The organism is Labrys sp. LIt4 (genome assembly GCF_017813775.1).
Classification (GTDB): Bacteria; Pseudomonadota; Alphaproteobacteria; order Rhizobiales; family Labraceae; genus Labrys; species Labrys okinawensis_A.
On the sequence record NZ_JAGIPY010000003.1, the window covers coordinates 474,112 to 501,066 of the forward strand.

23 protein-coding genes are annotated in these 26,955 nt (G+C 64.5%); 10 read left to right on the forward strand and 13 right to left on the reverse strand.

The window, feature by feature from the left end; all coding sequences use genetic code 11:
* Positions 1-126: 126 nt before the first annotated feature.
* Positions 127-645 (forward strand): thioesterase family protein, encoded by a 519-nt coding sequence (locus J8I29_RS08075; protein WP_105862067.1) that lies wholly within the window; start codon positions 127-129, stop codon positions 643-645.
* On the opposite strand, the gene J8I29_RS08080 is transcribed toward J8I29_RS08075, so the two are convergent.
* Complete coding sequence (locus J8I29_RS08080; protein WP_105862068.1) at positions 632-1,444, reverse strand: DUF817 domain-containing protein; 813 nt, start codon at positions 1,442-1,444, stop codon at positions 632-634. The two genes, J8I29_RS08075 and J8I29_RS08080, sit on opposite strands and share 14 nt — an antisense overlap.
* 318 nt (positions 1,445-1,762) lie before the next feature.
* Here J8I29_RS08080 and J8I29_RS08085 point away from each other — a divergent pair, with 318 nt between their 5' ends.
* The 3 genes from J8I29_RS08085 to J8I29_RS08095 all read left to right on the forward strand — a co-directional run bounded on the left by J8I29_RS08085 (position 1,763) and on the right by J8I29_RS08095 (position 5,897).
* Positions 1,763-2,734, forward strand: a complete 972-nt coding sequence (locus J8I29_RS08085) for an ABC transporter substrate-binding protein (protein WP_209431238.1) — start codon at positions 1,763-1,765, stop codon at positions 2,732-2,734.
* Positions 2,735-2,844: 110 nt separating this feature from the next.
* Positions 2,845-3,921 carry a betaine/proline/choline family ABC transporter ATP-binding protein gene (locus tag J8I29_RS08090; RefSeq protein ID WP_209431239.1) on the forward strand — a complete coding sequence of 359 codons (1,077 nt, stop codon included), beginning with the start codon at positions 2,845-2,847 and terminating at the stop codon, positions 3,919-3,921.
* Positions 3,918-5,897 (forward strand): ABC transporter permease subunit, encoded by a 1,980-nt coding sequence (locus tag J8I29_RS08095; RefSeq protein WP_245196769.1) that lies wholly within the window; start codon positions 3,918-3,920, stop codon positions 5,895-5,897. The genes J8I29_RS08090 and J8I29_RS08095 overlap by 4 nt, the downstream gene beginning before the upstream one ends.
* Positions 5,898-6,103: 206 nt before the next feature.
* Here J8I29_RS08095 and J8I29_RS08100 read toward each other — a convergent pair whose 3' ends face one another.
* Positions 6,104-6,745, reverse strand: coding sequence for a LysE family translocator (locus J8I29_RS08100; protein ID WP_209431240.1), 642 nt, complete (start codon positions 6,743-6,745; stop codon positions 6,104-6,106).
* Between the two features lie 105 nt (positions 6,746-6,850).
* On the opposite strand from J8I29_RS08100, the gene J8I29_RS08105 reads away from it, so the two are divergent.
* Entirely contained in the window at positions 6,851-7,744 is an 894-nt protein-coding gene (locus J8I29_RS08105) for a DMT family transporter (RefSeq protein WP_209431241.1), read from the forward strand.
* 118 nt (positions 7,745-7,862) lie between these two features.
* Positions 7,863-10,223 carry a UvrD-helicase domain-containing protein gene (locus J8I29_RS08110; protein WP_245196770.1) on the forward strand — a complete coding sequence of 787 codons (2,361 nt, stop codon included), beginning with the start codon at positions 7,863-7,865 and terminating at the stop codon, positions 10,221-10,223.
* Between the two features lie 48 nt (positions 10,224-10,271).
* On the opposite strand, the gene J8I29_RS08115 is transcribed toward J8I29_RS08110, so the two are convergent.
* The 3 genes from J8I29_RS08115 to J8I29_RS08125 all read right to left on the reverse strand — a co-directional run bounded on the left by J8I29_RS08115 (position 10,272) and on the right by J8I29_RS08125 (position 13,954).
* Positions 10,272-10,898 carry a vWA domain-containing protein gene (locus J8I29_RS08115; RefSeq protein WP_209431242.1) on the reverse strand — a complete coding sequence of 209 codons (627 nt, stop codon included), beginning with the start codon at positions 10,896-10,898 and terminating at the stop codon, positions 10,272-10,274.
* A 228-nt stretch (positions 10,899-11,126) separates the two neighbouring features.
* The gene (locus J8I29_RS08120; protein ID WP_209431243.1) at positions 11,127-12,488 is read right to left on the reverse strand and encodes a dicarboxylate/amino acid:cation symporter; all 1,362 of its coding nucleotides are present in this window, start codon (positions 12,486-12,488) and stop codon (positions 11,127-11,129) included.
* Between the two features lie 230 nt (positions 12,489-12,718).
* A complete protein-coding gene (locus J8I29_RS08125) occupies positions 12,719-13,954 on the reverse strand; it encodes a cytochrome P450 (protein WP_209431244.1) in 1,236 nt (411 codons plus the stop codon).
* Between the two features lie 94 nt (positions 13,955-14,048).
* Between J8I29_RS08125 and J8I29_RS08130 the strand changes: the two genes are divergently transcribed.
* The 4 genes from J8I29_RS08130 to J8I29_RS08145 all read left to right on the forward strand — a co-directional run bounded on the left by J8I29_RS08130 (position 14,049) and on the right by J8I29_RS08145 (position 18,760).
* Positions 14,049-15,218, forward strand: a complete 1,170-nt coding sequence (locus J8I29_RS08130) for an aminotransferase (RefSeq protein ID WP_209431245.1) — start codon at positions 14,049-14,051, stop codon at positions 15,216-15,218.
* A 164-nt stretch (positions 15,219-15,382) separates the two neighbouring features.
* A complete protein-coding gene (locus tag J8I29_RS08135) occupies positions 15,383-16,306 on the forward strand; it encodes a 50S ribosomal protein L11 methyltransferase (protein ID WP_209431246.1) in 924 nt (307 codons plus the stop codon).
* Positions 16,307-16,382: 76 nt separating this feature from the next.
* Positions 16,383-18,194 (forward strand): aminopeptidase P family protein, encoded by a 1,812-nt coding sequence (locus J8I29_RS08140; RefSeq protein WP_209431247.1) that lies wholly within the window; start codon positions 16,383-16,385, stop codon positions 18,192-18,194.
* A gap of 77 nt (positions 18,195-18,271) precedes the next feature.
* Positions 18,272-18,760: a hypothetical protein gene (locus J8I29_RS08145; protein ID WP_209431248.1), complete on the forward strand. Its 489-nt coding sequence runs from the start codon at positions 18,272-18,274 to the stop codon at positions 18,758-18,760.
* 115 nt (positions 18,761-18,875) lie between these two features.
* Here J8I29_RS08145 and J8I29_RS08150 read toward each other — a convergent pair whose 3' ends face one another.
* The 8 genes from J8I29_RS08150 to J8I29_RS08185 form a co-directional block, all read right to left on the reverse strand.
* Entirely contained in the window at positions 18,876-19,178 is a 303-nt protein-coding gene (locus J8I29_RS08150) for an AzlD domain-containing protein (protein ID WP_209431249.1), read from the reverse strand.
* On the reverse strand, positions 19,168-19,887 hold the full coding sequence (locus J8I29_RS08155) for an AzlC family ABC transporter permease (RefSeq protein ID WP_245196771.1): 720 nt from the start codon (positions 19,885-19,887) through the stop codon (positions 19,168-19,170). Before J8I29_RS08155 ends, J8I29_RS08150 begins: the two co-directional genes overlap by 11 nt.
* 76 nt (positions 19,888-19,963) lie before the next feature.
* Positions 19,964-20,863, reverse strand: a complete 900-nt coding sequence (locus J8I29_RS08160; protein WP_209431250.1) for an AraC family transcriptional regulator — start codon at positions 20,861-20,863, stop codon at positions 19,964-19,966.
* A gap of 67 nt (positions 20,864-20,930) precedes the next feature.
* A complete protein-coding gene (locus tag J8I29_RS08165) occupies positions 20,931-21,419 on the reverse strand; it encodes a DUF3828 domain-containing protein (protein ID WP_209431251.1) in 489 nt (162 codons plus the stop codon).
* Entirely contained in the window at positions 21,403-23,538 is a 2,136-nt protein-coding gene (gene ligA, locus J8I29_RS08170) for an NAD-dependent DNA ligase LigA (RefSeq protein WP_209431252.1), read from the reverse strand. The genes J8I29_RS08165 and ligA overlap by 17 nt, the downstream gene beginning before the upstream one ends.
* Positions 23,539-23,643: 105 nt before the next feature.
* Positions 23,644-24,273, reverse strand: a complete 630-nt coding sequence (locus J8I29_RS08175) for a transposase (RefSeq protein WP_209431253.1) — start codon at positions 24,271-24,273, stop codon at positions 23,644-23,646.
* Positions 24,251-25,969, reverse strand: coding sequence for a DNA repair protein RecN (gene recN, locus J8I29_RS08180; RefSeq protein WP_209431254.1), 1,719 nt, complete (start codon positions 25,967-25,969; stop codon positions 24,251-24,253). Before recN ends, J8I29_RS08175 begins: the two co-directional genes overlap by 23 nt.
* A 115-nt stretch (positions 25,970-26,084) precedes the next feature.
* Positions 26,085-26,951: an outer membrane protein assembly factor BamD gene (locus tag J8I29_RS08185; protein WP_105862084.1), complete on the reverse strand. Its 867-nt coding sequence runs from the start codon at positions 26,949-26,951 to the stop codon at positions 26,085-26,087.
* Positions 26,952-26,955: the final 4 nt, after the last annotated feature.

Below are 26,955 nucleotides of genomic sequence, written 5' to 3' on the forward strand. Positions count from 1 at the left end.
AAGATCTAAAGCGTTTGCGGCTAGAAGGAAGCCTGAAGGATCGCAAAGCGCTTTCGAAACAAGGAGTTAGAAGCCAAGGCGCGTTTTCGTCATAACGCGCTTTGCTCTAGTGGCGTGGGAGTGGAGATGTTTGACACCAGCAAATTGCCGGCATTGTTCTTCGCGCCCTTCGTGTCCTCGCCGATGCGCATCGAACCGCATTGGATCGACTATAACGGCCATCTGAACATGGCCTATTATCACGTGCTGTTCGACAATGCCCTCGGCGAAGCCTTGTCGCTCGTCGGCCTGGGAGAGGATTACATTCGCGAGCGCGGCATGTCGTTCTTCACCGGCGAAGTGCACGTCATCTACAAGCGTGAACTTCATCTCGACGACCCCGTGCGGGTACGCCTGCAACTGGTCGGCTATGACGAAAAGCGCCTGCACATCTATGAAGAACTCTGCCACGCCACCGAGGGCTGGGTGTCGGCGACCTGCGAACTGATCTCCCTCAACGTCGACATGGCGACCCGGCGGGTGGCCCCCTTCCCCTGCGATATCATCGACAATCTCGCCGAGATGCGTTCCTCGCACGGCTATCTGCCCACGCCGGAAATCGTCGGCCGGGCGATCCGCACCCCTGCCCCGGTCAGCCGGCAATAGGCGCCGGGCGGCCAGGACTGCGCACCAGCAGCACCGGCCGATGCACCAACGACACCAGCACGAAGCTGACGATCATCAGCAAATACCAGGCCCCGAGCTTGCCGGCGGACACCAGGGCAAAGCCGTGGCGCTGATTGGGGTAGATCCAGACCTGGCCGAAGCTGCCGATGTTCTCGGCGATCCAGATAAAGAAAGCCACGAGGAGGAAACCGAGCAGCAGCGGCATGGAACGCGGCTCGCGGTCCACCGTGAAATAGATCTGCGTGCGCCGGAACAGGACGGCGATGGCGGCAAACAGGCCAAGGCGGATGTCCGGCAGGAAATGATGGGTGAAGAAATTCACATAGATCAGCGCGGCCAGCAGGATCGTCCAGCGCATGCGCGGATAGGAATTGTAGCGGAAATCGAACAGGCGGGCCGCGCGGGCGATGTAGCTGCCGACGGCTGAATACATGAAGCCTGAGAACAGCGGTACCTCACCGATCCTGAGCAGGCTCGGCTCGGGATAGGCCCAGGAACCGGCCTGCGTCTTGTAGATCTCCATGATGGTGCCGACGACATGAAAGACCGCGATCACGGCGGCCTCTTCCCAGGTCTCGAGCTTGAGCGCGAGCAACAGGCCTTGGATGCCCAACGCCGCAAAGCAGAGGAAATCGTAGCGGCTGAGCCAGGCGCCCTCGGGATAATACAGGCGGGTCGCCAGGATCAGGGCGAGAAAGGATCCGCCGAATAGGCAGGCCCAGGCCTGCTTGAGGCCGAAGAGCCAGAATTCGCGAAGGAAGAGCCTGAGCATTGCCATGGCCGATCCTTACATGGCTGTTTGCAGCCGCGATGCAGGCGCATTGATGCCCGCGTGAAATCGAGGTGCAGGATCGGCTGCTGCCGGGAGGAAATGGTATGCCGCCGCGCCGCCTTTTCCAGCAAAACGCCCAAATAATCACCACCAACGCCTTGAAACATAACCAATATTCTTGGCACGAAAATAACTTGCCTAAGGGCTTTGTCTGGGCGACACTTCCGGGATCGGCATTGGCGACAGACCTTGGGCGACAAGCCTCGCCCCCATAAAAGGCATAAGCGCCGGCCGGCCATTCAGAGAGACGGAAGGGTGCCAATCATGGACTGCCTGAAAGTATTTCAACGCGGCGGCCTTGCGGCCGCGGCGTTTGCTTTGCTCGTGGGAACCGCACCGGCTTCGGCGGCTCCACCGGAATCCTCGGATCCCATCAAGATCGCCCTGTTCGACTGGACCAGCGTCAATCTCAACGCCAAGATCCTGGGCGGCATCCTCGAGAAGCTCGGATACACCGTCGAATATCCGACTGCCGACTATCTCTCCAGCCTGACCACCGGCCTCACCAATGGAGACCTGACGCTCGGCGTCGAATTCTGGGACACTACGGCCGGCGAGGCCATGAAGGCCTCGGATGCCACCAAGCAGACCGAGCGGCTGGGCAAGCTCGGCCCCAATGCCAAGGAGGAGTGGTGGTACCCGCTCTACATGAAGGAGAAATGCCCCGGCCTGCCCGACTGGAAGGCCCTGCTGGACCCCAAATGCGCCGAAGCCTTCTCCACGCCCGACACGGCTCCGAAGGGCCGCTATCTCGGCGGCCCTGTGACCTGGGAAGGCTTCGATGACGAGCGTGTCGCGGCCCTGAAGCTGCCCTTCACCGTCATTCATGCCGGCACCGACGGCGCCATGTTCGCCGAACTCGATTCCGCCTATCAGCGCAAGGCGCCGATCATGCTGTGGATCTATTCGCCGCATTGGGCCACGGCGAAATACCAGGGCGAATGGGTGAAATTTCCCGAATACGAACCTGCCTGCTACTCGGACCCGAAATGGGGCAGCAATCCGGATGCCAAATATGACTGCGGCAAGCCGCATGGCGAGATCTGGAAATATGCCTGGGCCGGCATGAAGGACAAATGGCCCGTGGCCTACAAGGTCGCCAAGGCCTACGCGATCGAAACCGACGAGCTCAACAAGCTGAGCGGCCAGGTCGATCTCGAAGGCAAGAGCCTTGACGAGGTCGCCGCCAAGTGGGTCACCGATCACGAGGCGACCTGGAAGGCCTGGGCACAGTGAATCCCGTGGGCGGGCGGTGACGGACCTGCCATGCCGCGCCGCTGGCGCCGTCTTTGCGGGCGGATCCGAAGATCCGCCCGTCGGCCACCCGATGCATTCAAGAGGTATCGATGCAAGGCGCGACCCCTTCGCCGGGCCCGGACGCCGCCACGCGAGCCGTGAAGCTCGCCTGCCGTGACGTCTGGAAGGTCTTCGGCCCCAATGCCGCCCGTGAGTTGGCACGGCACGGCCACCGACCGACGGATGAGGACCTCGCCAAGGCGAGCCTGGTCGCCGCCGTGCGCGAGGCCAGCCTGACCGTGCATGAGGGGGAGATCTTCATCATCATGGGATTGTCCGGCTCGGGCAAATCCACATTGCTGCGCTGCCTGGCCCGGTTGATCGAGCCGACCGCCGGCACGGTCGAGTTCGATGGCAGGGACCTGCTCAAGGCCAGCGAAGCGGAGATGATCGAGCTTCGCCGCCACAAGATGGGGATGGTGTTCCAGAACTTCGCGCTGCTGCCGCATCTGAGCGTGATCGAGAACGTCGCCTTCCCCCTTGCGGTCCAGGGCATTGCCAAGGCCGAGCGGCTGAAAAGGGCCCAGGACATGGTGGACCTCGTCGGCCTGCGCGGCCGCGAAGGCTTCTATCCGCGCGAGCTCTCGGGCGGCCAGCAGCAGCGTGTCGGCATCGCCCGCAGCCTCGCCACCAAGCCCGAACTCTGGTTCCTCGATGAACCCTTTTCCGCGCTCGACCCGCTGATCCGCCGGGAGATGCAGGACGAACTCGTCCGGCTGCAGAAGGTGCTGCACAAGACCATCGTCTTCATCACGCACGACTTCGACGAGGCGATCCGCCTCGCCGATCGCGTCGCCATCATGAAGGATGGCGCCATCATCCAGACCGGCACCCCGGAGGAACTCGTCACCCGGCCGGCAACCGATTATGTGGCCGAGTTCACCCGCGACGTCCAACGGGCGAAAGTGGTCTCGGCGCGTGGCCTCATGCGGCCGCCCCGGCAGGGCTCCGCCTATGCCGGCCATCTCGCCCCGACGGACAAGGTTTCCTCTTTCGCCGCCGACGTCATCGCTGCCGCTGCTCCCTTCGCAGTCCGCGATCCCGCGGGCGTCCTGCTCGGCGAGGTCATGCCCGATGCCGTGCTCGACATCCTGACCGGTAACGACCAGCGCAGGAACGCCGCTTGAGCAAGCCAGCCCCCGTTTCCCTCGCTCAGCCGCAGGCATCGCCCGGCGGCTGGGTAACGGCCTGGGCCGCGATCTGGGGTCTCGGCTTCCTGTTCGCCATCACGCTGTATCTCACGAGGTCGGGTACCGGCTGGCTCGCCGCCTGGCCGGACGACTGGATCGTGCCCTTCGCGAGCTGGATGTCGGCCCTCATGGCCTGGATGAAAGGCAATCTGAGTTGGCTGACGCGGGCAATCGCCTCCATCCTCGACCTTCCTCTCCAGATCGCTTTCGGATTGCTGGCCAAGCCTTTGAAACTGTGGGGGATACCGCTACCGACACTGTCCTGGCTCGGCGTGATTTCGGCCGCGATCCTTGCCGGCCATGCGGCGGGAGGATTTCGGCTCGCGGCGCTGATGGCCGCCTGCTTTGGCTATATCGCCCTGTTCGGGCAATGGCAGGGAGCCATGCTCACCCTCGCCTTGATCCTGATTTCCGTGCCGCTCTGCGTGCTGACGGGCCTGCTTCTGGGCATCGCTGCCTGGCGTTTTCCGAAGCTGGAGAAACTGGCTGTTACGCCGGCGCTCGATCTGATGCAGACGATCCCGACCTTCGCCTATCTCATCCCCATGCTGATCCTGTTCGGCAACAGCCCGGTCTCGGCGATGATCGCCACCTCGATCTTCGCTACGCCGCCGATGGTGCGGGCCACCATGGTGGCCCTGTCACGGATCCCGCCCGAAATCGCCGATTTTGCCGTAATGGCAGGCTGTACGCCGCGCCAGAAGCTCTGGCGCGTGTTGATCCCCACGGCGCGTCCCCTGCTGATGGTCGGCGTGAACCAGGTGATCATGCTGGCGCTCAACATGGTGATCATCTCCTCGATGATCGGCGCGGGCGGGCTCGGCTATGACGTGCTGCTGGCCCTGCGTGCCCTCAAGATCGGCCAGGGCATGGAGGCGGGTTTCGCCATCGTGGTGCTGGCCATCGCTCTCGACCGCCTTTCGCAGGCCTTCGCCTATCGTGGCGGACGGCCCGTGCATCACGAGGGCAGCGGGTTCGTCGCCCGCCATTCCCATCTCATCCTTGCCCTGGCGTTGCTGGCGGCGACCACGCTGGCGAGCCTCGCCCTGCCCGCTCTCGCCAAGATTCCGGCGAGCTGGACCTTGTCGACCGCGCCCTGGTGGAAGGCCGGCGTCGACTGGATCACCGTGCATTTCTTCGACGTGATCGAGACCCTGCGGGTCGGGCTGCTGGTCTATGTGCTCAACCCTGTCAGGGCCTTCTGCGAAGCCATTCCCTGGCTCGCCGCGCTGGTGCTGCTGGTGCTCGGCGGATACCGCCTGGCAGGCTGGCGCCTCGCCCTCCTCATCGGAGTGCTCATATTGTTCTGCGCCTCGTCCGGCCTGTGGCAGAAGACGATGTCGACCGTCTATCTCTGCGGGGTCTCGGCCATCCTCGCCATGCTGATCGGCATGCCGATCGGCGTCTGGGCCTCGCGGAGCGACAGGGTGTTCCGCATCGTCGAACCCGTCGTCGACACCCTGCAGACCCTACCGTCCTTCTGCTTCATCATCCCGATCGTCATGCTGTTCCGGGTCGGCGACGTCACCGCCCTGATCGCCACGGTCTCCTTCGCCATCGTGCCGGCCATCCGCTATACCAATCACGGCCTGCGCCAGGTACCGCCCACCCTGATCGAGGCAGCCAAGACGGCCGGCTGCACGCGCTGGCAGACCTTCCGTCTCGTGCAACTGCCGATGGCGCTGCCGGAGATCATGCTCGGCATCAACCAGACCATCCTGCTCTCGCTCAGCATGATCATCATCTGCGCGATGATCGGCACCCGCGATCTCGGCCAGGAGGTCTTCATCGCCCTCGCCAAGGCGGATGCCGGCCGCGGCATCGTCGCGGGCCTCGCCATCGCCTTCATCGGCATCATCGCCGACCGTCTGATCGGCGGCGCCAGCGCCAAGGCCCGCCAGCGCCTGGGGTGACGCTGCTGCCGCGATTGGGACTTCGATAAACGAGTGGCGCTGTCATCCCCGGCCGAGCGGCTTACGAGCATGGCGAGGAAGAGCGAGGGGAAGGGGATCCAGGGGATATAGCTCGAGGATTTGTCCCTGGATCCCCTTCCCTCGCCCCTGCGTGCCTCGCCTGGGATGACAGCCCCATAGCGATTTACCTGCTCCTCAGGGTCTTCTTACCCGCGCACCGAACTCGCCAGGCCCCGCGCGCCGTCGAGTAGCGATTTCAGGCCGAAGCCGATGAAGACGACGCCGACGATCCTGGTCACCCACAGGCCATAACGCGCAAAGAAGGCCCGGACCGGCCCGAGGCCGATGGCGACATAGAGGATGAAGTCCGCCGCCACGAAGCCGAGAAAGGCGGCAGCGATCAGGCCCGGCGTCGCGGCCCAGGTGATGTGATCGCCATAGGGCGCCACCAGCGCCCCGAAGGTGGCGAGCGCCACCGGATAGGATTTCGGATTGGTGATGCCGAAGATCACGCCGTTGACCAGAGGCCGGTCGGCCCCGATCACCGCCGCGTTGCCGTCCCTGCGGGTCATCACGGCCCTTGCGCCCATATAGATCAGATAGAGCCCGCAGCAGATGCCGAGAATGTCGAACAGGGTCGGGCCGATCTGGCTCACGCCGACGATCGCCGCCAGAGCCGCCACCGACCACAGGATGTCGCCGACGAGATGCCCGGTCATGAACCAGGCGCCGGGCGTCCGGCCCTTGGCGGCGCCGAGCGCGAACAAAGCGAGGAAGGCCGGCCCGGGCGAAATCGTGTAGAGGAAGCCGGCAAAAAAGGTTGCGGCGAGCAGGGAAACATCGAACATGGGAATCGGCCTGGCGGGCTATAGGATTTGCCATTGCTGCACGGCCTGCGTCCCGGCGCAAGCGGGCATGCGTTCCGTTCCCATCAAGCCCGCACAAGCCCCGTCATGTCCGCTTCCAACACCTCGGCACCCGTCTTTCTCCTCCTCGCGACCGGCACGTTTCTCGGCCTCTATTTTCCGCTCGGAAAATTATCCGGCGCAGCAGGAATACCGCCGGCCGTATGGACGCTGCTGATTTCAGCGGGCAGCGCCCTGGTCATCGGCGCCGTGCTGGCACTGCGCCGCGAGGCTCTGCCCCTGACGCCGCCCTTTCTGCGCTTCTACGCGATAGGCGGCATCATTTCCTACGCCCTGCCCAATTTCCTGGTCTATCTGATCATTCCGCATCTGGGCTCGGGCTACACGTCGATCATGTACACGCTGTCGCCGATCATCACCACGATCCTGGCGACGGCCCTGAATGCACGGCGCCCCAATCTGCTCGGCGTCTGCGGCATCCTGATCGGTTTCATCGGCGCCATGCTGATTGTGCTGGGCAAGGGCCGGGTGGGCGAAGTCAATGTCCTCTGGATCGGCATCGGCTTCCTCATCCCGCTGACGCTCGCCAGCGGCAATGTCTACCGCACTCTGGATTGGCCGCGGGGTGCCCGGCCCCTGGCCCTCGCAGCGGGCAGCAACCTCGCCGCCGCTTTGGTGATGTCGGCCGCCTTGCTCGCCACCAGCGGAGGGCTTGGCCTCGGCACGCTTGCCAACGCCCCGCTGGTCAGCCTGGCTCAGGTCGCGGTGAGCGCCGCCATGCTTGCCTTCTTCTTCCGGCTGCAGATGGCGGGCGGGCCGGTCTATCTCTCCCAGATCGGCTATGTCGCCGCCGCCCTGGGCCTCGGTGTCGGCACCTTCCTCCTGGGAGAACATTACGATTGGCTGACCTGGCTCGGTGCCGTGGTGATCACCGCCGGCGTGATCATCACCACCATCGCCCAGCGTGCTCCGGGGCAATGAGGGCCGCGACCGGATGGCCTCGCCTGTTGACGCAAAGCGCTGCGGACCGCTCGCAATCTCGACGCGGCTCCCCATCTAAGCCATTATCCGGCAATCCAGAATCACGCGAAAGCCCGACTTGTCCGATCCACGCCCCCCTTCCCTGGCCCATCAGCCGGCCGCCGGCGGCATTGCCGCGCGCGCCATGGCGGCAGCAAGGCCTGCCGCCTATCTCACCGGCCTGAATCCGGAACAACGCGCTGCAGTGGAAACGCTGGACGGCCCCGTGCTCGTGCTGGCGGGCGCCGGAACCGGCAAGACGCGTGTGCTGACCACCCGCATCGCCCATATTCTCGCCACCGGCCGCGCCGCCCCCCACCAGATCCTCGCCGTCACCTTCACCAACAAGGCGGCGCGGGAGATGCGCGAGCGCATCGGCGTGCTGATCGGGCAGAGCGTGGAAGGCATGCCCTGGCTCGGCACCTTCCATGCCATCGGCGTGAAGATCCTGCGCCGCCATGCCGAACTGGTCGACCTCAAATCCAATTTCACCATTCTCGACACCGACGACCAGATCCGCCTGATGAAGCAGGTGATCGAGGCGGCGGGAATCGATGAAAAGCGCTGGCCCGCGCGCCAGCTCGCCAATGCCATCGACGGCTGGAAGAACCGCGGCCTGACACCGGCGCAGGTGCCTTCCGGCGAGGCCATGTCCTTCGCCAATGGCAAGGGCGGCGAGCTCTATGCCGCCTACCAGGCCCGCCTCAAGACCCTGAACGCCGCCGATTTCGGCGATCTCCTGCTCGAAACCATTCGCCTGTTCCGCGAGAATCCGGGCGTCCTGGCCGAATATCATCACCGCTTCCGCTTCATGCTGGTGGACGAGTATCAAGATACCAATGTCGCCCAATATCTGTGGCTGCGCCTGCTGGCCCAGACACCGGCCGGCGAAAAGCCGAATTTGTGCTGCGTCGGCGACGACGACCAGTCGATCTATGGCTGGCGCGGCGCGGAGGTCGACAACATCCTGCGCTTCGAGAAGGATTTTCCGGGCGCGACCGTGATCCGGCTCGAGCGCAATTATCGTTCCACCGGTCATATTCTCGGCGCAGCCGGCCACCTCATCGCCAACAATGAGGGGCGGCTCGGCAAGACCCTGTTCACCGATGACGAGGAAGGCGAGCGGGTCACCGTGGCCGGCGCCTGGGATTCCGGCGAGGAAGCCCGCGCCATCGGCGATGAGATCGAAGCGCTGCAGCACAAAGGCCACGCCCTCAACGACATCGCCATCCTGGTGCGCGCCTCCTTCCAGATGCGCGAATTCGAGGATCGCTTCGTCACGCTCGGCCTGCCCTATCGCGTCATCGGCGGCCCGCGCTTCTATGAGCGCGCCGAGATCCGCGACGCCCTCGCTTATTTCCGCGCCACCATGCAGCCGGCGGACGACCTTGCCTTCGAGCGCATCGTCAACGTGCCCAAGCGCGGCCTCGGCGATGCCACCGTACAGATCCTGCACGACTATGCCCGCCACAACGGCGTGCCGATGATGCAGGCCGCGCGGGTGCTGGTGGAGACCGAAGAGCTCAAGCCCAAGCCGCGCCAGACGCTCGGCGCCCTGATGGCCTCCTTCTCGCGCTGGGCCGCCCAGAGCGAGGTGCTCGGGCACCAGGAGCTGGCGGAACTGATCCTGGAGGAATCCGGCTACACCGACATGTGGCAGAAGGATCGCACGGCCGAGGCCGCGGGCCGGCTGGAAAACCTCAAGGAACTCGTGCGCTCGATGGAAGGCTTCGAGAACATGGCCGGCTTCCTCGAGCACATCTCCCTGGTGATGGATGCCAGCGAGGAAGGCGCCAGCGAGGACAAGGTCTCGATCCTGACGCTCCACGGCGCCAAGGGCCTTGAATACGAAACCGTGTTCCTGCCCGGCTGGGAGGAGGGCCTGTTCCCGCACCAGCGCTCGCTCGACGAGAATGGCCGTGCCGGGCTGGAGGAGGAACGGCGCCTCGCTTATGTCGGCCTGACCCGCGCCCGTCGCCGCGCCAAGGTGTGGTTCGCCTCCAACCGCCGCATCCACGGCCTGTGGCAGTCGACCATGCCGTCGCGTTTCGTCGACGAACTTCCGGCCGCCCATGTCGACGTGGTGGAGGCTTCCAATTCCTATGGCTCCGGCGGCTCGCTCGGCATGAGCCGCTTCGACAAGGCCCAGCCCTTCGCCGGCTCGAACTATTCGACGCCAGGCTGGCAGCGCGCCCAGAGCAACATGGCCTCGGGCTTCCGCACCACCCAGGCCCCGCTCCGCCGCGAGCCCCTGACCATCGAAGGCGAACTGGTGGCCCGCTCCACCGGCACGGCCTCGGCCTACAAGGTCGGCACCCGCGTCTTCCACCTGAAGTTCGGCTATGGCGAAGTGGCCGAGGTCGACGGCAACAAGCTCACCGTCGATTTCGACAAGGCCGGCCGCAAGCGCGTAGTCGACAGCTTCGTCGAGGCGGCTTGAGGCAAACACTCTCGCAAGGCGGCAGGAAGTGAACGGGCCGTCGCGCCGTCATTTGCTCGAAGCAGGCTCCTGTCCGACCGCTGCGTTGCGGTCTTCGTCCGAATAGGTCATCTCGGCACCTCTGGACAGATAGCCTCGTGCACGAGCCGAAGTCGCCAGGCTTGCTGCCGAATAGTGCCCGGCAGAGGTCCGCAGGGTATGGCGCCGGTCTGCGCCGACCGAAGCCGCTTGGTCGAAGGCATCGAAATCTGCGCCAAGAAAGACGATTTGCCAGCCCCGGTCACGACAGCGATCGAACGCCGCCTTCGCGCCCTCGCGAGTGAGCTCGCGACTGGCATTCTCCTCGCCATCGGTCATCACCACAAACACCGCGCGCTCCGGACTCTCCTCCGTAGCAAGTGCTGTCACACGTCCAATCGCATCGAAGAGCGGCGTGTTGCCGCGCGGCACAAGTTCTTCAGGACTGACCGGTGTCCAGTCAGCCGTCGTCGTCACATTGCGCAAGACCTCGAATTTGAGCCCGTCATACCCATCAAACGTGGCGAGCAGGATACCGCTGTTCCGGCTCTCTTCGTGCTTGGCAAGGTCGGTGGCGTACACGTTCACGGCGCTGAGAGCTTCGGTCCAGCGGATCTGCATCGAACCTGAGCGATCGAGGAGTATATAGGTCTTCATCGCAAACCGTCCCTTCCAAATGGCTCCTCGCAACATCTCCTACGAGAAGAAAAGGACAATCTGGCGTTGAATTGACGGAAAATTGTGGCACCGGCCAGCGCCGAAACATCTGGCCCTCAGAGCCGTCAAGACGACCGGCATTATTGGGAGACCTTCGAGGCGCAACCCGCCTTCTCCACGAAGTGGGGAAGGCAATTGGGTCAAACCTTGAAAGGAGGCTTCGCCTCCTCACCCCTTGGCCGGCACGCCGGCGTCGAGATTGTCGATGCCGCCGGCCTGGTTGTAGCGGGCTTCGTCCAGGATGCCCTGGCGCTTGGAGACCAGCAGCGGCACCAGCGCCTGGCCGGCGACGTTGACCGCCGTGCGGCCCATGTCGAGGATCGGATCAATGGCGAGCAGCAGGCCGACGCCGGAGAGCGGCAGGCCGAGGGTCGACAGCGTCAGGGTCAGCATCACGGTGGCGCCGGTGAGGCCGGCGGTGGCAGCCGAGCCGATCACCGAGACGAACACGATCAGGGCGTAATGCTCGATGCCGAGCGGTATCTGGTAGAACTGGGCCACGAAGATCGCCGAAATGGCCGGATAAATCGCCGCGCAGCCATCCATCTTGGTGGTCGATCCCAGGGGTACGGCGAAAGCCGCATATTCCCGAGGCACGCCGAGGCTGCGCTCCGTCACCGCCTCGGTCACCGGCATGGTGCCGAGCGAGGAGCGTGAGACGAAGGCGAGCTGGACCGCCGGCCAGGCGCCAGCAAAAAAGCGGGCGGGGCTCAGCCCATGCAGGACCAGGAGCAGCGGGTATACGACGAGCAGAACGATGGCGAGGCCGATATAAATGGCGAGGGCATACCAGGAAAGCTGCCCCAGCGTCTGCCAGCCATATTGCGCCACGGCCTTGCCGAGCAGGCCGATCGTGCCGATCGGGGTCAGCCGGATGACCCACCACAGGATCTTGCGCACGATTGATAGCAGCGACTCGTTGAAGGTGAGGAAGGGATTGGCCCGCTCGCCGACACTCAACGCAGCCACGCCGACCGCAATAGCGATCACCAGGATCTGCAGCACGTTGAATTGCAGCGAGGTCGAGGCGGCACCATCGCTAAGCTTGGTGGAGGCCTGGATGCCGAAGACATTGGCGGGTACCAGGCCCTTGAGGAAATCGAGCCAGGAGCCGGTGGTGGCTGGCGCCTTGGCGGTCTCGGCCAACACGGTCGAATGCAGGCCCGGCTGGATGACCAGCCCGAGGGCGATGCCGATCAGCACGGCAATCAAGGCGGTGATCGCGAACCACAGCAGCGTCTGCCAGACCAGAGCGGCCGCATTCGACAATTTGCGCAGATTGCCGATCGAGGCGACGATGGCGGTAAACACCAAAGGTGGCACCAGGGCGTAAAGCAGCTGGACGAAGATCGAGGCGATGGTCGTCAGCGTCTGCACCAGCCAATTGGGGTTGCCTGCCGCGTCCGGCCCGAGCGAGCGGGCATAAAGGCCGAGCACCAGGCCCACCACCATGGCGGCGAGCACCTGGAAACCGAAGGAGGCATAGAAGGGCTTGGCTGCCGCCGCTTGAGGGCCGGAGGGAGTTGCCATGTTAATTTCTTCCGCTGCGCCGACGACAATATAACACAAAATGAATGTTATACATTTTCAATATCCATAACATGGGCGGATTTGAAAGAGAACCACAGCAAAGACAAGGCAGGGACGCCACTCGTGCAGGGCTTGCCCCCGGATGCACGGGCATCTTGCCCGTTCCGACCTGCCAGGAACGCCGCGCATGAGGAAAGGAAGATACGAGCAAGATGCCCGTGCGCCTGGAATTACCAACGCAAATCCAGCGTCTTCAGCCCGTGGAAATGGTAGGTATCGGCATAAACCGGCGTTTCTTCCAGCCGCAGGCTAGGCAGCCGTTCGAACAGGATCGGCACGGCGACTTCCAGTTCCAGCCGCGCGAGGGGGGCGCCGACACAGAAATGGATGCCGCCGCCGAAACTGACATGGGGCGGGCGTTGCCGCGTCATCAGGAAACGCTCCGGCTCCTCGAAACGATGCGGATCGTGGTTGGCGGCGCCGAGCAGCAGGCCGATCTGGTCGCCCTTGCGGAAGGTCGCCGGCCCCAGCGTGACGTCTTCCAGCGCGTAGCGCTTGAACATGTGGAGCGGCGGATCGAAGCGCAGCATCTCCTCCACCAGTCCTTCGCCGCCGGCCAGCACCGCCTCACGGTCGAGACCCGCCTGCAGCACCGACTTCACGCCATTGCCGATGGCGTGCACCGTCGCCTCATGACCGGCATTGAGCAGGAGAATGCAGGTGGAGATCAGTTCCTCCTCGCTGAGCCGGTCGCCTTCGGCTTTGACGGCGATGAGATGGCTGATGAGGTCGTCGCGCGGCTCGGCCCGGCGCCGCTCGACATAACCGCGCAGGAAGTGGGAGAAATCCTGAGCAGCCGCAACGGCTTGGTCCTCGATGCTGCGGCTCCGGCTGAACTGATACATCGCCACCATGCGATGCGACCAGTCGAGCAGTTGCGGGGCCATCTCGACCGGCACGCCCAGGAGTTCGGCGATCAGGATCACCGGGATGGGCGTGGCGAAAGCCTCGATCAGATCAACCCCGCCCTGCCCCTCGAAACCGTCGATCAGTTCGTTGGCGAGCGCCGCGATCCGCGGCCTCAGACGCTCGACCTGCCGGGTGACGAAGGCGCGATTGACCAGGGTGCGCAGCCTCGTATGAACCGGCGGCTCGCGCTCCAGCATGGAATGGGCATCGACCGCATCGAAGGGCGCCAGATGGGCCTGCGGCTCCGGCCAGCCGAGTTCGGCGCGGCTGGCCACATGCAGCACCTCGCGCCCGAAGCGCCTGTCGCGGAAGAGGTCGAACACGGTCTGATGCGAGGCCGCGCACCAGCAGCCATACTCCTCCCAGAAGAACAGCGGGCAGGCTTCGCGGATGGCCTGATAGGCGGGATAAGGATGCTGAACGAAGGCAGCATCGGTAGGGCTGAGCGACACGGCCGCGCGGGCGGCATCGATCCTGAGGCTTGACGGCAGGGACATGTCAAAGGGGTAGGAGATTCCTGCGACAATGTCATCGCCGCGACGGCCGGAAATCCCCTTGTCAGAGCAGGATGCCACAGGCATTTAGGACCGCATGAGCACCCTGCCCGCCATCAATCCCAATCTCCTCGATACCGCCACCCCGCCGATTCCGGAGGCGCAGGGCTGGGCACGCGCCTATGACGGCGCGGCCGGCCCGCTGATCGATCTTTCCCAGGCGGTCCCGGGCTATCCGCCGCATGCGGAGCTGCTGGAGCGGCTCAGCCGCAATGCCGGCGCGGCGGCGAGCGCCAGCTATGGCCCGATCGAGGGTGACACGGTGCTGCGCCAAGCCTATGCCGCGCATGTTTCCAACCTCTATGGCGGAGAAGTCGACTGGCAGACCGTCTCGATCACCACCGGCTGCAACCAGGCCTTTTTCGTCGCAGCCCTCGCCGTGGCCAAGGCCGGCGACTCCATCCTGCTGCCGAGCCCCTGGTACTTCAATCACAAGATGACGCTCGATATGCTCGGTATCGAGGCGCGGGCGCTCTCCTGCCCGCCCGGGAACGGCTTCGTGCCGGATGTCGAGAGCGCCGCCGAACTGATCGATCCCACCACGCGGGCGATCCTGCTCGTCACGCCCAACAACCCGACGGGCGCCGTCTACCCGCCCGAGACCATCGAAGCCTTCGCCCGACTTTGCCGGGAACGCGGCCTGTTCCTCATCCTCGATGAGACCTATCGCGACTTCGTCGCCGGCCGGCCGCACGGACTCATCGCTTCAGGCGAGTTCGCCAACACCTTGATCTATCTCTATTCCTTCTCGAAGAGCTACTGCATCCCGGGCCATCGCCTGGGTGCGCTGATTGCCGCTCCCGCCGTGGCAGCCGAGGTCGGCAAGGTTCTCGACACGCTGCAGATCTGCGCCCCCCGCGCCGCCCAGGCTCCCGTCGCCTGGGCCATCGAGGGGCTGACCGCGTGGCGCGAAGCCAACCGCCTGGAGATCGACAGGCGCGCCGCCAGCTTCCGTGCAGCCTTCGAAGGGATCAATGGCTGGCGGATCGACGCGATGGGCGCCTATTTCGCCTTCCTGCATCATCCCTTCCACGTCCATACTGCCGCGAGCGTCGTCAAGGACCTGGTGGAGAAGGCCGGCGTGCTCTGCCTGCCCGGCCCCTATTTCGGCCCGGGCCTCGAAGGGCATATGCGCGTCGCCTTCGCCAATGCCGGCGTGGAACAGCTGCAGGCCCTGCGCGAACGCTTCCAGCGTTTCGGCGGGTAGAGCTCGCAGGAGCTGGAGGGTCGATCTTCAGATCGACCACCTTCGCTCGCTATGGCGCTCAACGTTTCGGGAAGAACAGACTGGCAGCCGGCGATCCAGCAAACAACATCGCGATTATCGCGATTTCCGTTGCCCTCCGGCGGCTGGCGCGATAGCCAAGCGACATGCTCGAAGGTCTTCATCCCAACAATCCCACCCATGTCGCGCGTATCGTCACCGACGAGATGCGCGCGCGTCGCATCGCCGATTTGCTCGGCGAGAGCTTCGATCCCACGGAAACGGCGATCGCCGCCTTCGAGAAGGAAGACGGCACGGCGAAGCCGCCTTGGCTGGTCGAAGTCTATTTCCGTACCGAACCGGACGAGGCTTCCGTCCGGGACCTGATCGCTCTGGCGGCCGGCCCCGATATCGAGGTGGTCTTCGACAGCTTCGGCGACAAGGACTGGGTAGCTGCCTCGCTGGAGGGCCTGGCGCCGGTGCGGGCGGGCCGCTTCACCGTCCATGGCAGCCATGATCGCCAGCATGTCCCGGCCAATACCATCGGCATCGAGATCGAGGCGGCGCTCGCCTTCGGCACCGGCCATCACGGCACCACGCGGGGCTGCCTCCTCGCTTTGGACGATCTCCTCAAGCGCAGGCGCCCCAACCGTCCGCTCGACATCGGCACCGGCACCGGCGTGCTCGCCATTGCGGCCGCGCGCGCCCTGCGCCTGCGCGTGCTGGCCTCAGACATCGATCCGATCGCCATCGCCACCGCGCGCAACAACATCCGCTTCAACAAGGCCGGGGCCTATGTCGAGAGCTTCGTGGCACGCGGCACCACCGCACGCGCCATGCAGACCAACAAGCCGTTCGACCTCGTCTTCGCCAATATCCTGATGGCCCCCCTGGTTCGCCTCGCGGCGCCGATGAGCCGCCTGCTGGCGCCCGGCGCCACGGTGATCCTTTCCGGCCTGCTACACGCCCATGCCAATGCGGCGCTGGCGGCCTATCGCGCCCAGGGCCTCCATCTCATCCGTCAGATCAAGATCGACGAGTGGACGACGCTGGTGCTGTCCTATGGCGGCGGCAAGCCCAAGAAGCTTTGAGGAAGCACGACTCTAGACGACTAGAACCCCTTCTCCCGCAAGGGGGAGAAGGGAGCTGTATTTCAAGGGTGATCAAATGGCTTTTCAGTCCTTCGACGAAATTTCCCAGCCCAGCCTCGGCCCGGCCCGCGCGGCGGCGTTGCGCAGCAAGCTCGCCGACCTGGGGCTCGACGGCTTCGTGGTCCCCCGCTCGGACGAGCACCAGAACGAATATTGCCCCCCCTCGGAGGAACGCCTTTCCTGGCTCACCGGCTTTGCCGGATCGGCGGGCATCGCCGTCGTCCTCAGGGACCAGGCCTCCATCTTCGTCGACGGCCGCTATACCGTGCAGGTGCGCGAGCAGGTGGACACCGCGACCTATACGCCGCGCCATCTCATCGAGGAGCCGCCGGAGAAATGGCTCGGCACCGTGCTCAAGCCCGGCATGAAGCTCGGCTACGACCCGCGTCTTCAATCGATGAACGAGGTCGAGCGACTTCGCGCCGCCTGCGAGAAGGCAGGCGCAAATCTCGTTGCTGTCAGGGAAAACCCGGTCGACGCTATCTGGACCGACCGCCCCGCCCCGCCGCTTGCCCAGATCGTCCTGCACGACGTCGCGCTCGCCGGCGAGAGCGTGTCCTCCAAGGTCGAACGGCTGCAGGCCAAGCTGCGTGAGCAGAAGATCGACGCCGTCTTCACCAACGACGCCCATGCCTCGGCCTGGCTGTTCAATATCCGCGGCGGCGACGTCTCCCACACGCCCCTGCCGCTCTCCTATGCGCTGGTGCCGGCCGAGGGACAGCCGACGCTGTTCGCCGATGGGCGCAAATTCTCCAATGCCGTCCGCGACGACCTGGCCCAGCACATGGCGATTGCCGAACCGAGCCAGATCGAGGCCGTGCTGGCCGGAAGCGTGAAGGGCAAGACGGTACGGCTCGATCCCGCCATGGTGGTCGAGCATTTCGCCACCCTGGTCGAGAAGGCCGGCGGCAAGGTGCAGAAGGGGGGCGATCCCGTCGCCCTGCTGCGTGCCGTCAAGAACGAGGCCGAGCGCGCCGGCGCCAGGGCTGCCCATATCCGCGACGGCGTTGCCTTCGTGAACTTCCTCGCCTGGTTCGAGCGCACCGTACCGGACGGCAAGGAAACCGAAATCTCGGTAGCCGAGGCCCTGGAGCGCTTCCGCGAGGGCACGGGCGTGCTCAAGGATCTCTCCTTCCCCTCGATCTCCTCGGCCGGGCCGAACGCCGCCTTGCCGCATTATCGCGTCAGCCACGCCAGCAACCGGCCGGTGACGCCGGGCTTCTTCCTGATCGACTCCGGCGCGCAATATGTCGACGGCACGACCGACATCACCCGCACCATCGCCGTGGGCGAGGTCTCTCCCGAGATGAAGGACCGTTATACCCGCGTGCTCAAGGGCCACATCGCCATCGCCCTGGCACGCTTTCCCAAGGGTGTTTCCGGTGCCCAGCTCGACAGCTTCGCCCGCGCCGCGTTGTGGGAGATCGGCACCGATTTCGACCACGGCACCGGCCATGGCGTCGGCTCCTATCTCTCCGTCCATGAGGGCCCGCAGCGCATCTCCAAGCTCGGCACCACGCCGCTGGAGCCGGGCATGCTTCTCTCCAACGAGCCCGGCTATTACCGCACCGGCGCCTTCGGCATCCGCATCGAGAACCTCATCCTGGTCGAACCCATCACGATCGAGGGTGCCGAACGCGAGATGTACGGCTTCGAGACGCTGACGCTGGCGCCTATCGATGTGAGGCCGATCGAACTGTCGCTGCTCACCACCCGCGAGATCGACTGGCTCAACGCCTACCACGCCCAGGTGCGCGAGACGCTGGGCCCGCTGTTGGACGAACCGGAACGGGTATGGCTGGAGCAGGTGACGCAGGCGATCGGGTGATACACCTGCCCGCGGTTCCGGAACGGAGAACATGCATGGTCGGGCGTCCTCGATATTTACGGTCCATGATCTCAATCATGGCCTTGCTTCTACCCGGGGCGGTGCTGGCCGGCCCGGTCTGCAAGATCTCGAAAGAGGGTCAACAGCGCATTTTGCAAACCTTGTGCATGCATCAGGCTGGTGAGACGCTTACCAGCGCCTGCATTGGTGCCGAGGGGATGAAAATGAACATCCTGGAGGCGACGATCTTCATCGAGAGCCTCAATCGTTGCGGCCCACCGGAACGCAAACTTGCCGAGATGGGCTTTACGGGCATCGCCAAAATCTACGGGGCGCAAGCCGCCATGGCGCGTTGCGTCGGCGTACGCCTGGATGTGCCGTCGATGATCGCCGAAGCCAGGAGTAGGGCGCAGAAAAATGGGAAGGGTCTCCCCTGTCCGGCTGGCTCGGCTCTCGATCACGCCAAGCAGACGGCTTCCCGCTATGCCGGATGGCAGAGCTTGCTGCCCTCTCTCTATCAGGGAGCCGGGATAAATATCGATGCCGGCGGGAATGTCAGCGAATAGTCTGGCGGTTCCATTCCCCCTTCGCGGACGGGCGCACCCAGATGGTCTCGACTGAAAAGACTTCCATCCGGCGTTGATAACGCAGGATAAAGCCGATCCTGGAGATCCGGCGCCGTCACCCCATCATCATCCTCAGCAGCACCACGCTCACCACGCCAACCACGATGGTCACCAGCAGCGGCATGCGCGTGGCCGAAACCATGGTGACGCCGGCGGCAATGGTTTCGGCCGGTCCGGTCGCGAGCGCGACCGGTGCGATCACCGAGACCAGAACGGCCGCCGGAATGGCGTCAAAGGCGGCCTTGGTCCGGCCGGTCAGGGCGAGGCGGCCGTCGAGGAAGATGCCGGCCACGCGGGTGGCATAGGTTACCAGCGCCATGGTCAGGATCGCTGCCACCGTGTGGGGATCAAACGACATCGACGGCCTCCTTGACATCGAGCTTGCTGCGGCCGGGATGGCCGGTGAGGAAAGCGGCGAGAATGCCGGCCAGCGCCCCGGCGGGCACATGCCAGGGCGCCCCGATCTTGAGATAGACCAGGGCCGCCACCACGGCGCTGGTGACGATCGCTGCCGCCGAGTTGCGTCCTTCCCAGAACCCCGCGATCAGGCCGATGAACAGGGCGGTGAAAGCGAAATCGGCGCCATAGCGCGCGGGATCGCCCAGGAGCTGGCCAACGAAGCCGCCCGCCGTGCTCCACAGCACCCAGTTGAGATAGAAGAACACCGACATGGCGAAATAATAGGTCGGTGTCAGCTCGGCCTGGCCGGCCCGGCGCTCCGACATCGCCCAATTCTCGTCGGCCATCATGAAGAAGCCGAGAAAGCGCTGGGCGGGCGAGAAGAGCCGCGTCTTGGGGGTGAGCGAGGCCCCCATCAGGATATGGCGGCAATTGATCAGCAAGGTGCCGAAAGCCAGGGCCAGGATCGAGACCGGCTGCACCCATTGCTCGAGCGCGGCGAATTGCGCGCTGCCGGCAAACACGGTGATGGACATCAAGGCCGTCTCGGCCGGCGACAGACCCCTGGCGACAGCGATGGCGCCGAACAGGAAACCGATCGGCACCGCCGCCAGGGCTGGCGGGGCAATGTCGATCAACGCGGAACGGATTTCGGAACGGGCAGACAAGCGAGAGCTCCTGATGGAGCCGTCTCAATAGGCGCTGCACGACCGCCGGTCTTGGATAAAAGTTGCGTCGGGAGGGTCAGCCCATGGCTGACATTTGTCGGCCGGAGGCCGACACTCCATCACCCCGGAAGGCGCCCGGCGTCACGCCCATGCGGGCCTTGAACACCCGATTGAGGTGGCTCTGGTCGCAGAAGCCGCAGGCGGCCGCCACTTCCGCCGGCCCTTCGCCGGCCGCCAGCAGGCGCCGCGCCGCGCGGTAGCGCCGGTCGATGAGATAGGCATGCGGCGTGGTGCCCATGGCCTTGCGGAAGGAACGCACGAGGTGGCTGCGGTTGAGCCCCGCTACCACGGCAAGCTCGTCGAGGCCGACATCGCGCTCGAAATGCTGGTCCAGATAGGCCCGGGCCTTGGCGAGCGGCCCGCTCTCGTTGCCGAGCCTGATCGGCTCGCCATGGCCGCCCCAGCGCCCGAGCAAGATCGAAAAGAAACGGCTGAGCCTGGCATCGCGTTCGAGCAGGGTCACGGCGGGGTCGCCGAGCGCGATCTGCAGTTTCACCAGATCGGCCGCCAGGGCAGGATCCTCGATCACCGAACGGTCGAACCAGGGCGTGCCGGCGGCCGGCCGGCCGAAAGTATCCTCGGCGACCGAACGCATCAGATCGACGGTGGGATAGAGCACGCGATAGACGAAACCCTCGCCTGCCGGCTCTCCATCATGCAGCTCGTCCGGGCAGACCATCGCGAAACTTCCCGGCGAGGCGTAATGCCTGACACCACGATGCGAGAAGGCCTCGCAGCCGTCGAGCACGGCGGCGATGGCATAGGTCTCATGGGTATGCGGCACATAGCGGTGCCGGCGAAAGATCGCGCTCAGGCATTCCAATCCGTCATAGCGCTGCTCGCGCCAGAACCGGACGGCATCGCCCCGCTCGGCGGCATCCTCGAGTGTCGTGAAGGCAGTGGAGTGCGACGGCATGGCGTCAAGATAGTGCCTTTGTCGGCAAATTGCTTGGATGAAAGTTGCATCCCCGCAGCGGCCGCCGCTATTTCAAGGACAGCATCTGACGCAGGGACCAGGCCTCCTGGGCATTGCCCTTCTTCGAGATGTTGGAAACGCGCCATTGCTCGTTTTCCTTCACCAGGTCGTAGACAAGCTCGTCGCGCTTCGGGTCACCGCGATCGAAGCTCACACTGACCTGGGCGCGGTCACCCTGTACCGACGCCGGCTCGATCTTCAAATCCTTGATCATCGGGTCCTGGGAATCGCTCACCGGATCGAAATCGAGCGCTCCCACTTCGCCCGATTTGGCGGATTCATCGATGTCCTTCTTCACCGCGGCAGCCAAGTCCTTGCTGAGATATTTGGCCCGCAGTTTGGCATTGCCGATGATGTCGATGCCTTTCGTTTCAGGCGTCTTTCCCGAGTAGATCTGCTTTACCGTCGCTTCGGGCGAGATCTCGGCCGCAACGGCCGGCATCGACAGCCCCGATGCAAGCAGAAGGCCGAGGCCCAGCTCACGCATCCTGATCATTCGTATTCCCTGCTCCATTCACGAGCTCGAACCATTCATCCTCATTGATGACTTTGACGCCGTGCTTTTGCGCATCCGCCAGTTTCGAGCCGGCGCCGGGGCCGGCGACCACGAGATCGGTCTTCTTGGAGACGGAACCCGAGACCTTGGCGCCCAGCCGGTCGGCCATGGCCTTGGCCTCGTCGCGGCTCATGCGCTCCAGCGCCCCGGTGAACACCACCGTCTTGCCGGCAACCGGGCTCTCGGAGCGCGGCTGTTCCGCATCGAGGATGCGGATTTCCGCTGTGAGCCGCTCGAGGATGGCGAGGTTGTGCTCTTCCGCGAAATAGGCACCCACCGCCTCGACCACGGTTTCGCCGATCTGGTCAATCGCATCCATGTCCGCCCCGGCCTCTTCGTCCTTGGCGGCGATGCGCAGCGCCGCCTGCTCGAAAGCCGGCCAGGAGCCATAGGCGCGGGCAAGCTGGCGCGCGGTGGTCTCACCGACATGGCGGATGCCGAGGGCGTAGAGAAAACGTTCCAGCGCGATCTCGCGGCGGGCATCGATGGCGGCGAACAGGTTCTTCGTCGAGGTCGCGCCAAAACCTTCGCGGTCCTTCAATTTCTTGAAGTTCCGCCCATCGCGGGCCGCGAGGGTGAAGATGTCGCCGGGCTCGCGGATCGGCAGATCCTCGTTCTCGAAGAAGAAGGCGATCTGTTTTTCGCCCAGCCCTTCGATGTCGAAGGCGCGGCGGGAGACGAAATGCCTGAGATGCTCGATCTTCTGGAAGGGACAGGCAAATTCTCCCGAACAGCGCCGCACGGCGCCCTCCCCCCCTGTCACGGTTTCCTCGCGCACGACCGGCGTCTTCAGCGAACAGGGACAGGTTTCGGGGAAGACATAGGGAACGGCATCCGCCGGCCGCTTCTCCAGCACCGCCCCGAGGATCTGCGGGATGACGTCGCCCGCCCGCTGCACGATCACCGTGTCGCCGATGCGCACATCCTTGCGGGCAATCTCGTCCTCATTGTGCAAAGTGGCATTGGAGACGACGACGCCGCCCACGGTGACCGGCTGCAGCTTGGCGACCGGCGTGAGGGCACCGGTGCGCCCGACTTGGATTTCGATGCCGTGCAGCAGCGTGGTCGCCTTCTCGGCCGGGAATTTATGCGCCGTCGCCCAGCGCGGCGAGCGCGAGACGAAGCCGAGGCGCTGCTGCAAATCGAGCCGGTCGACCTTGTAGACCACGCCGTCGATGTCGTAGCCGAGCGTGGCGCGCTGAGCCTCGATCTGACGGTAATGGGCGAGCAGGTCGGCGGCGCCATGGCAACGCACCATCAGGGGATTGACCGCAAAGCCCCACTCGGCAAAAGCCCGCACCACCTCGAATTGCGTGGCGGCCGGCAGGGCACTCGCCTCGCCCCAGGCATAGGCGAAGAAGCGCAGGGGGCGGCTGGCGGTGATGGAGGCGTCGAGCTGGCGCAGAGAGCCGGCCGCGGCATTGCGCGGATTGGCAAACAGAGGCTTGCCCGCCGCGGCCTGCCTTTCATTCATGGCATTGAAATCGGCGTGGCTCATATAGACCTCGCCGCGTACCTCGAAAATCTCGGGGACATTGCCCTTAAGCGCGTTGGGAATGTCGCCGATGGTGCGGACATTGGCGGTGACGTCCTCGCCCTCGGCGCCATCACCTCGCGTGGCTGCCACCACCAGCTTGCCCTTTTCGTAACGCAGCGAGCAGGACAGACCATCGATCTTGGGTTCGGCCGTGATCACCAGGTCGTCGCTCTCGCCAAGGCCGAGGAAGCGCCGGATACGGGCCACGAATTCCTCGACATCCTCGTCGGCAAAGCTGTTGGACAAGGAGAGCATCGGCACGCGGTGGCGCACCTTGGCGAATTTCTCGGATGGCGCCGCGCCGACCTTATCCGAGAGGCTCTCGGCCGATTTGAGCTCGGGAAAGCGCTCCTCGATTGCCGTATAGCGCCGCCGCAGGACATCGTAGTCCGCATCGCTGAGAACCGGCGCGTCCTCCTGGTAATAAGCCTTGTCGGCGTCGATCAACCGCGCCGCAAGTTCCTCGTAGTCGGCGCGAGCCTCCTCGAGCGAGAGGTCGGAAACGGGCTTGGGAGTGTTCATGACAGGCCAACCGATGCATTGCTTTGCTGTGGCTTAACACAACCATTCCAATCGGGGCAGAGGGGACGGCACGGGTTGGGGGGCGGGTCTTCAGACCCGCCACTATTACTCAGCAATGAAGTCAGATGCCGGGTCTGAAGACCCGCCCCCCAATTTTCGGCGCGCGCTCGACCATCGCCATTCAGTGCTATAAGTGCAAAGTCCTGCCTTAACCGGATTGCGCTCGATATAATCAATCGTTCGAGCCATTTGATCTTCGCTACGCATGTAACGGTCGAAATAATCGGCCTGCCAGAAAACGCCCTGGCGCCCCAGAATTCGATTGGCATGTGCGGCGGTGTAAGATTTCCACGACTTGACCACATCCGCCAGGCGCCAGCCATCCTTCAAGTCGAAAAGGCAGTGCACGTGGTTGGGCATGATGCACCAAGACCACAGCCGGTAGCGATGCATGTGGAAAGCAAGCAACGCACTCTCGACCAGCAAAGCAATGTCTACATTCGCCAACCAACAAGCCCCCATCCCCTCGTCGAGCTTCCTTTCCACACGCCGTCGCATCTCCATTGATGTTTCGCGGCGATCTTCAACCCAGGCGGGGAGGCTATCCGCTAGACGAAACGTGACGAATTGAACGATCTCAGGCGTATCGAAATGTGGCAAACCGTGCGGCTGGTGCCAGCCGCGGTGGTTCTTAGCGTCGGAAGACGAGTTGTCAGCGCCGGTTCCTTGTTCCAATCTCTGCCCTCCCGGCGCTGGCCGGGTCTGAAGCCCCGCCCCCCAGCAGCCTGTCCGCCGCCGCCCTCGCCTCATCGGTCACATGGGCACCGGCGAGCATGCGGGCGATTTCCTCGCGCCGTTTGTCGGTGTCCAGGGGGGAGACGCGGGTGGCGACCCTGTCCTTGCCTTCCGCCTGCTTGGCGATGAGGAAATGAGTGGAAGCGCGCGCCGCGACCTGCGGCGCATGGGTGACGTTGATCACTTGGACCCTGCCCGCCAGCCGCGCCAGGCGCTGGCCGATGGCATCGGCGACGGCGCCGCCCACGCCGGAATCGATCTCGTCGAAGACCAGGGTCGGCGCCGAACCGCGATCGGCCAACGCCACTTTCAGCGCCAGCATGAAACGCGAGAGTTCGCCGCCCGACGCCACTTTCATCATCGGCCCCGGGCGGGTGCCGGGATTGGTCTGGACCCAGAACTCCACCCTGTCGAACCCATCGGGAGAGGCCAGGGTCTTGTCGCTCTCCACCGAGGTGGTGAACTTCGCCCTGTCGAGCTTCAAGGGCGGCAATTCGCCGTTCACCGCGGCATCGAGCTGGCCGGCGGTGGCCCGGCGTTTGTCGGACAGCACCGCAGCCCGCGCCTCATAGGCGAGACGGGCGGCGCGATCGGCCTGTTCCAGGGCCTGGAGCTGCCCCTCCCCTTCGTCCAGGGCCGCAAGATCCACCGTGTAGCGCTCGGCCAGTGCCGGCAGGTCCTCCACGGAGACATCGTATTTGCGGCTTGCGGCACGCAAGGCGAACAGGCGCTCTTCCAGGCGCTCCAATTCGGCCGGATCGAAATCGGCCTCGTCCAAGGCCGTCTGCAGGGCGATACGGGCTTCTTCCAGGGCGTTGAGTGCCTGGTCCAGCGCGGCGATGGCCGGCTCGACCAGCCGAGGCGCCTGGGCTCCCCGCCGCTCGAGACGCCGAATGATGGCCGCCAGAGACGGTGTGGGAGAGCCGTTGCCGCCGACCCCCTCATAGGCCTCCTTGAGATCGACGGCGATCTTCTCGGCCTGCATCATATGGGTGCGCCGCTCGGCCAGGGCTTCTTCCTCGCCGGGCTGGACATCGAGCTTGCCGAGTTCGTCGACGGAATGGCGCAGCCAGTCGCCCTCGGCCCGCGCCTTTTCCAGCCGCGCTCGGTGCTGTGCAAGAGACTGCGTCGCCTTGCGCCAGGCCGCGTGCTTGCCGGCCACATCGGCTGCCAGATCCTCAAGCCCTCCGAAGGCATCGAGAAGCGCGCGGTGGGAAGCCGGATCGGTCAGGGCACGATCGTCATGCTGGCCATGGATCTCGACCAGGGCAGATCCCGTGGCGCGCAGCACCTGCACGCTCACCGGCTGGTCGTTGATGAAGGCTCGGGTTCGGCCGTCCGCCATCTGCACACGCCGCAGGATCAGGTCGCCATCATCGGATATGTCGTTCGCCTTCAGCACGGCACGGGCGGCATGATCGGCCGGGACGTCGAAGACGGCACTGACCTGTCCCTGGCTCGCGCCATGACGTACCAGGGAACCATCGCCGCGTCCGCCCAACGCCAAGGCGAAGGCGTCGAGCAGGATCGACTTACCGGCGCCGGTCTCGCCGGTCAGAACGGACAGGCCGGCGACGAATTCGAGGTCGAGCCGGTCGATCAGGACGATATCGCGGATGGCCAGTTGAACGAGCATGACAGTTCTATACCGGGCTTGCGCCTGCGCTGCATGACAAAACATCGGGCTACGCACAAACAAAGGGCCGATCTTGCGACCGGCCCTCTGGAATTTCGATGGTCTGCGCCGCGCCTCAGAGCGTAATCGCGTTGCGGAACGTCCGGCTCAGCCAAGAATCGGTATCCTCGCGCGGCTCCAGGCCATGCGACTTCACCAACGTATAGGCATCCTTGTACCATTGGCTGTTGGGGTAGTTGTGGCCGAGAATGGCGGCAGCCGTCTGCGCCTCGCTGGAAAGGCCGAGCGCCATGTAGCATTCCGTCAAACGGCTCAGCGCCTCTTCGATCTGGCGGGTCTGGGCATAGTCCTTCACCACGGCCTTATAGCGATTGACCGCCGCGGCATAATTCTGCTGCTTCTGATAGAAGCGGCCGATTTCCATTTCCTTGCCGGCGAGTTGGTCGCGCACAACCTGGATCTTGAACTTGGAATCGCTGACATATTCCGACTTGGGATAGTCGGTGACGACTTTCTCGAAGCCGGCAAGCGCCTGGCTGGCGCGATCCTGGTCGCGGGTGATGTCGGGAATCTGCTTATACTGGGAGTTGGCCCAGATATAAGTCATATAGGCTGCGTCCTTGTCGGTCGGCCACAAGGTCACGTAGCGGCGCGACGAGGTGATCGCATCGTCGTAATTGCCCGAGGTGTAATTGGAATAGGCCATCATCAGGATGGCTTTCTTCTGCCACTCCGTCTGTGGATATTGCTTGTCGAGCGCTTCGAAACGCTTGGACGCCTTGGAATAGTCGCCGCCCTTCATGGCGACGAGACCCTGATTGTAGAGAAGATCCGGCGGATCGGTCGCTTGGGTCTGATAGCCCGGATCGTCATCCCAGAAACCGCAGGCGGCCAGCGGCGAGGCCATCAGCGCAATGGCGACGGCACGGACCGCGAGCCGCGTCGCGACGGCGCGGGAAGACGAGAGGGAACGCAGCGGCATCACT

Excerpts from the sequence above, each read along its gene's own strand:
- J8I29_RS08075 (WP_105862067.1), top strand. The coding sequence starts at position 127 with ATGTTTGACACCAGCAAATTGCCGGCATTGTTCTTCGCGCCCTTCGTG.
- J8I29_RS08080 (WP_105862068.1), bottom strand. The coding sequence starts at position 1,444 with ATGGCAATGCTCAGGCTCTTCCTTCGCGAATTCTGGCTCTTCGGCCTC.
- J8I29_RS08085 (WP_209431238.1), top strand. The coding sequence starts at position 1,763 with ATGGACTGCCTGAAAGTATTTCAACGCGGCGGCCTTGCGGCCGCGGCG.
- J8I29_RS08090 (WP_209431239.1), top strand. The coding sequence starts at position 2,845 with ATGCAAGGCGCGACCCCTTCGCCGGGCCCGGACGCCGCCACGCGAGCC.
- J8I29_RS08100 (WP_209431240.1), bottom strand. The coding sequence starts at position 6,745 with ATGTTCGATGTTTCCCTGCTCGCCGCAACCTTTTTTGCCGGCTTCCTC.
- J8I29_RS08105 (WP_209431241.1), top strand. The coding sequence starts at position 6,851 with ATGTCCGCTTCCAACACCTCGGCACCCGTCTTTCTCCTCCTCGCGACC.
- J8I29_RS08115 (WP_209431242.1), bottom strand. The coding sequence starts at position 10,898 with ATGAAGACCTATATACTCCTCGATCGCTCAGGTTCGATGCAGATCCGC.
- J8I29_RS08120 (WP_209431243.1), bottom strand. The coding sequence starts at position 12,488 with ATGGCAACTCCCTCCGGCCCTCAAGCGGCGGCAGCCAAGCCCTTCTAT.
- J8I29_RS08125 (WP_209431244.1), bottom strand. The coding sequence starts at position 13,954 with ATGTCCCTGCCGTCAAGCCTCAGGATCGATGCCGCCCGCGCGGCCGTG.
- J8I29_RS08130 (WP_209431245.1), top strand. The coding sequence starts at position 14,049 with ATGAGCACCCTGCCCGCCATCAATCCCAATCTCCTCGATACCGCCACC.
- J8I29_RS08135 (WP_209431246.1), top strand. The coding sequence starts at position 15,383 with ATGCTCGAAGGTCTTCATCCCAACAATCCCACCCATGTCGCGCGTATC.
- J8I29_RS08140 (WP_209431247.1), top strand. The coding sequence starts at position 16,383 with ATGGCTTTTCAGTCCTTCGACGAAATTTCCCAGCCCAGCCTCGGCCCG.
- J8I29_RS08145 (WP_209431248.1), top strand. The coding sequence starts at position 18,272 with ATGGCCTTGCTTCTACCCGGGGCGGTGCTGGCCGGCCCGGTCTGCAAG.
- J8I29_RS08150 (WP_209431249.1), bottom strand. The coding sequence starts at position 19,178 with ATGTCGTTTGATCCCCACACGGTGGCAGCGATCCTGACCATGGCGCTG.
- J8I29_RS08160 (WP_209431250.1), bottom strand. The coding sequence starts at position 20,863 with ATGCCGTCGCACTCCACTGCCTTCACGACACTCGAGGATGCCGCCGAG.
- J8I29_RS08165 (WP_209431251.1), bottom strand. The coding sequence starts at position 21,419 with ATGATCAGGATGCGTGAGCTGGGCCTCGGCCTTCTGCTTGCATCGGGG.
- ligA (WP_209431252.1), bottom strand. The coding sequence starts at position 23,538 with ATGAACACTCCCAAGCCCGTTTCCGACCTCTCGCTCGAGGAGGCTCGC.
- recN (WP_209431254.1), bottom strand. The coding sequence starts at position 25,969 with ATGCTCGTTCAACTGGCCATCCGCGATATCGTCCTGATCGACCGGCTC.
- J8I29_RS08185 (WP_105862084.1), bottom strand. The coding sequence starts at position 26,951 with ATGCCGCTGCGTTCCCTCTCGTCTTCCCGCGCCGTCGCGACGCGGCTC.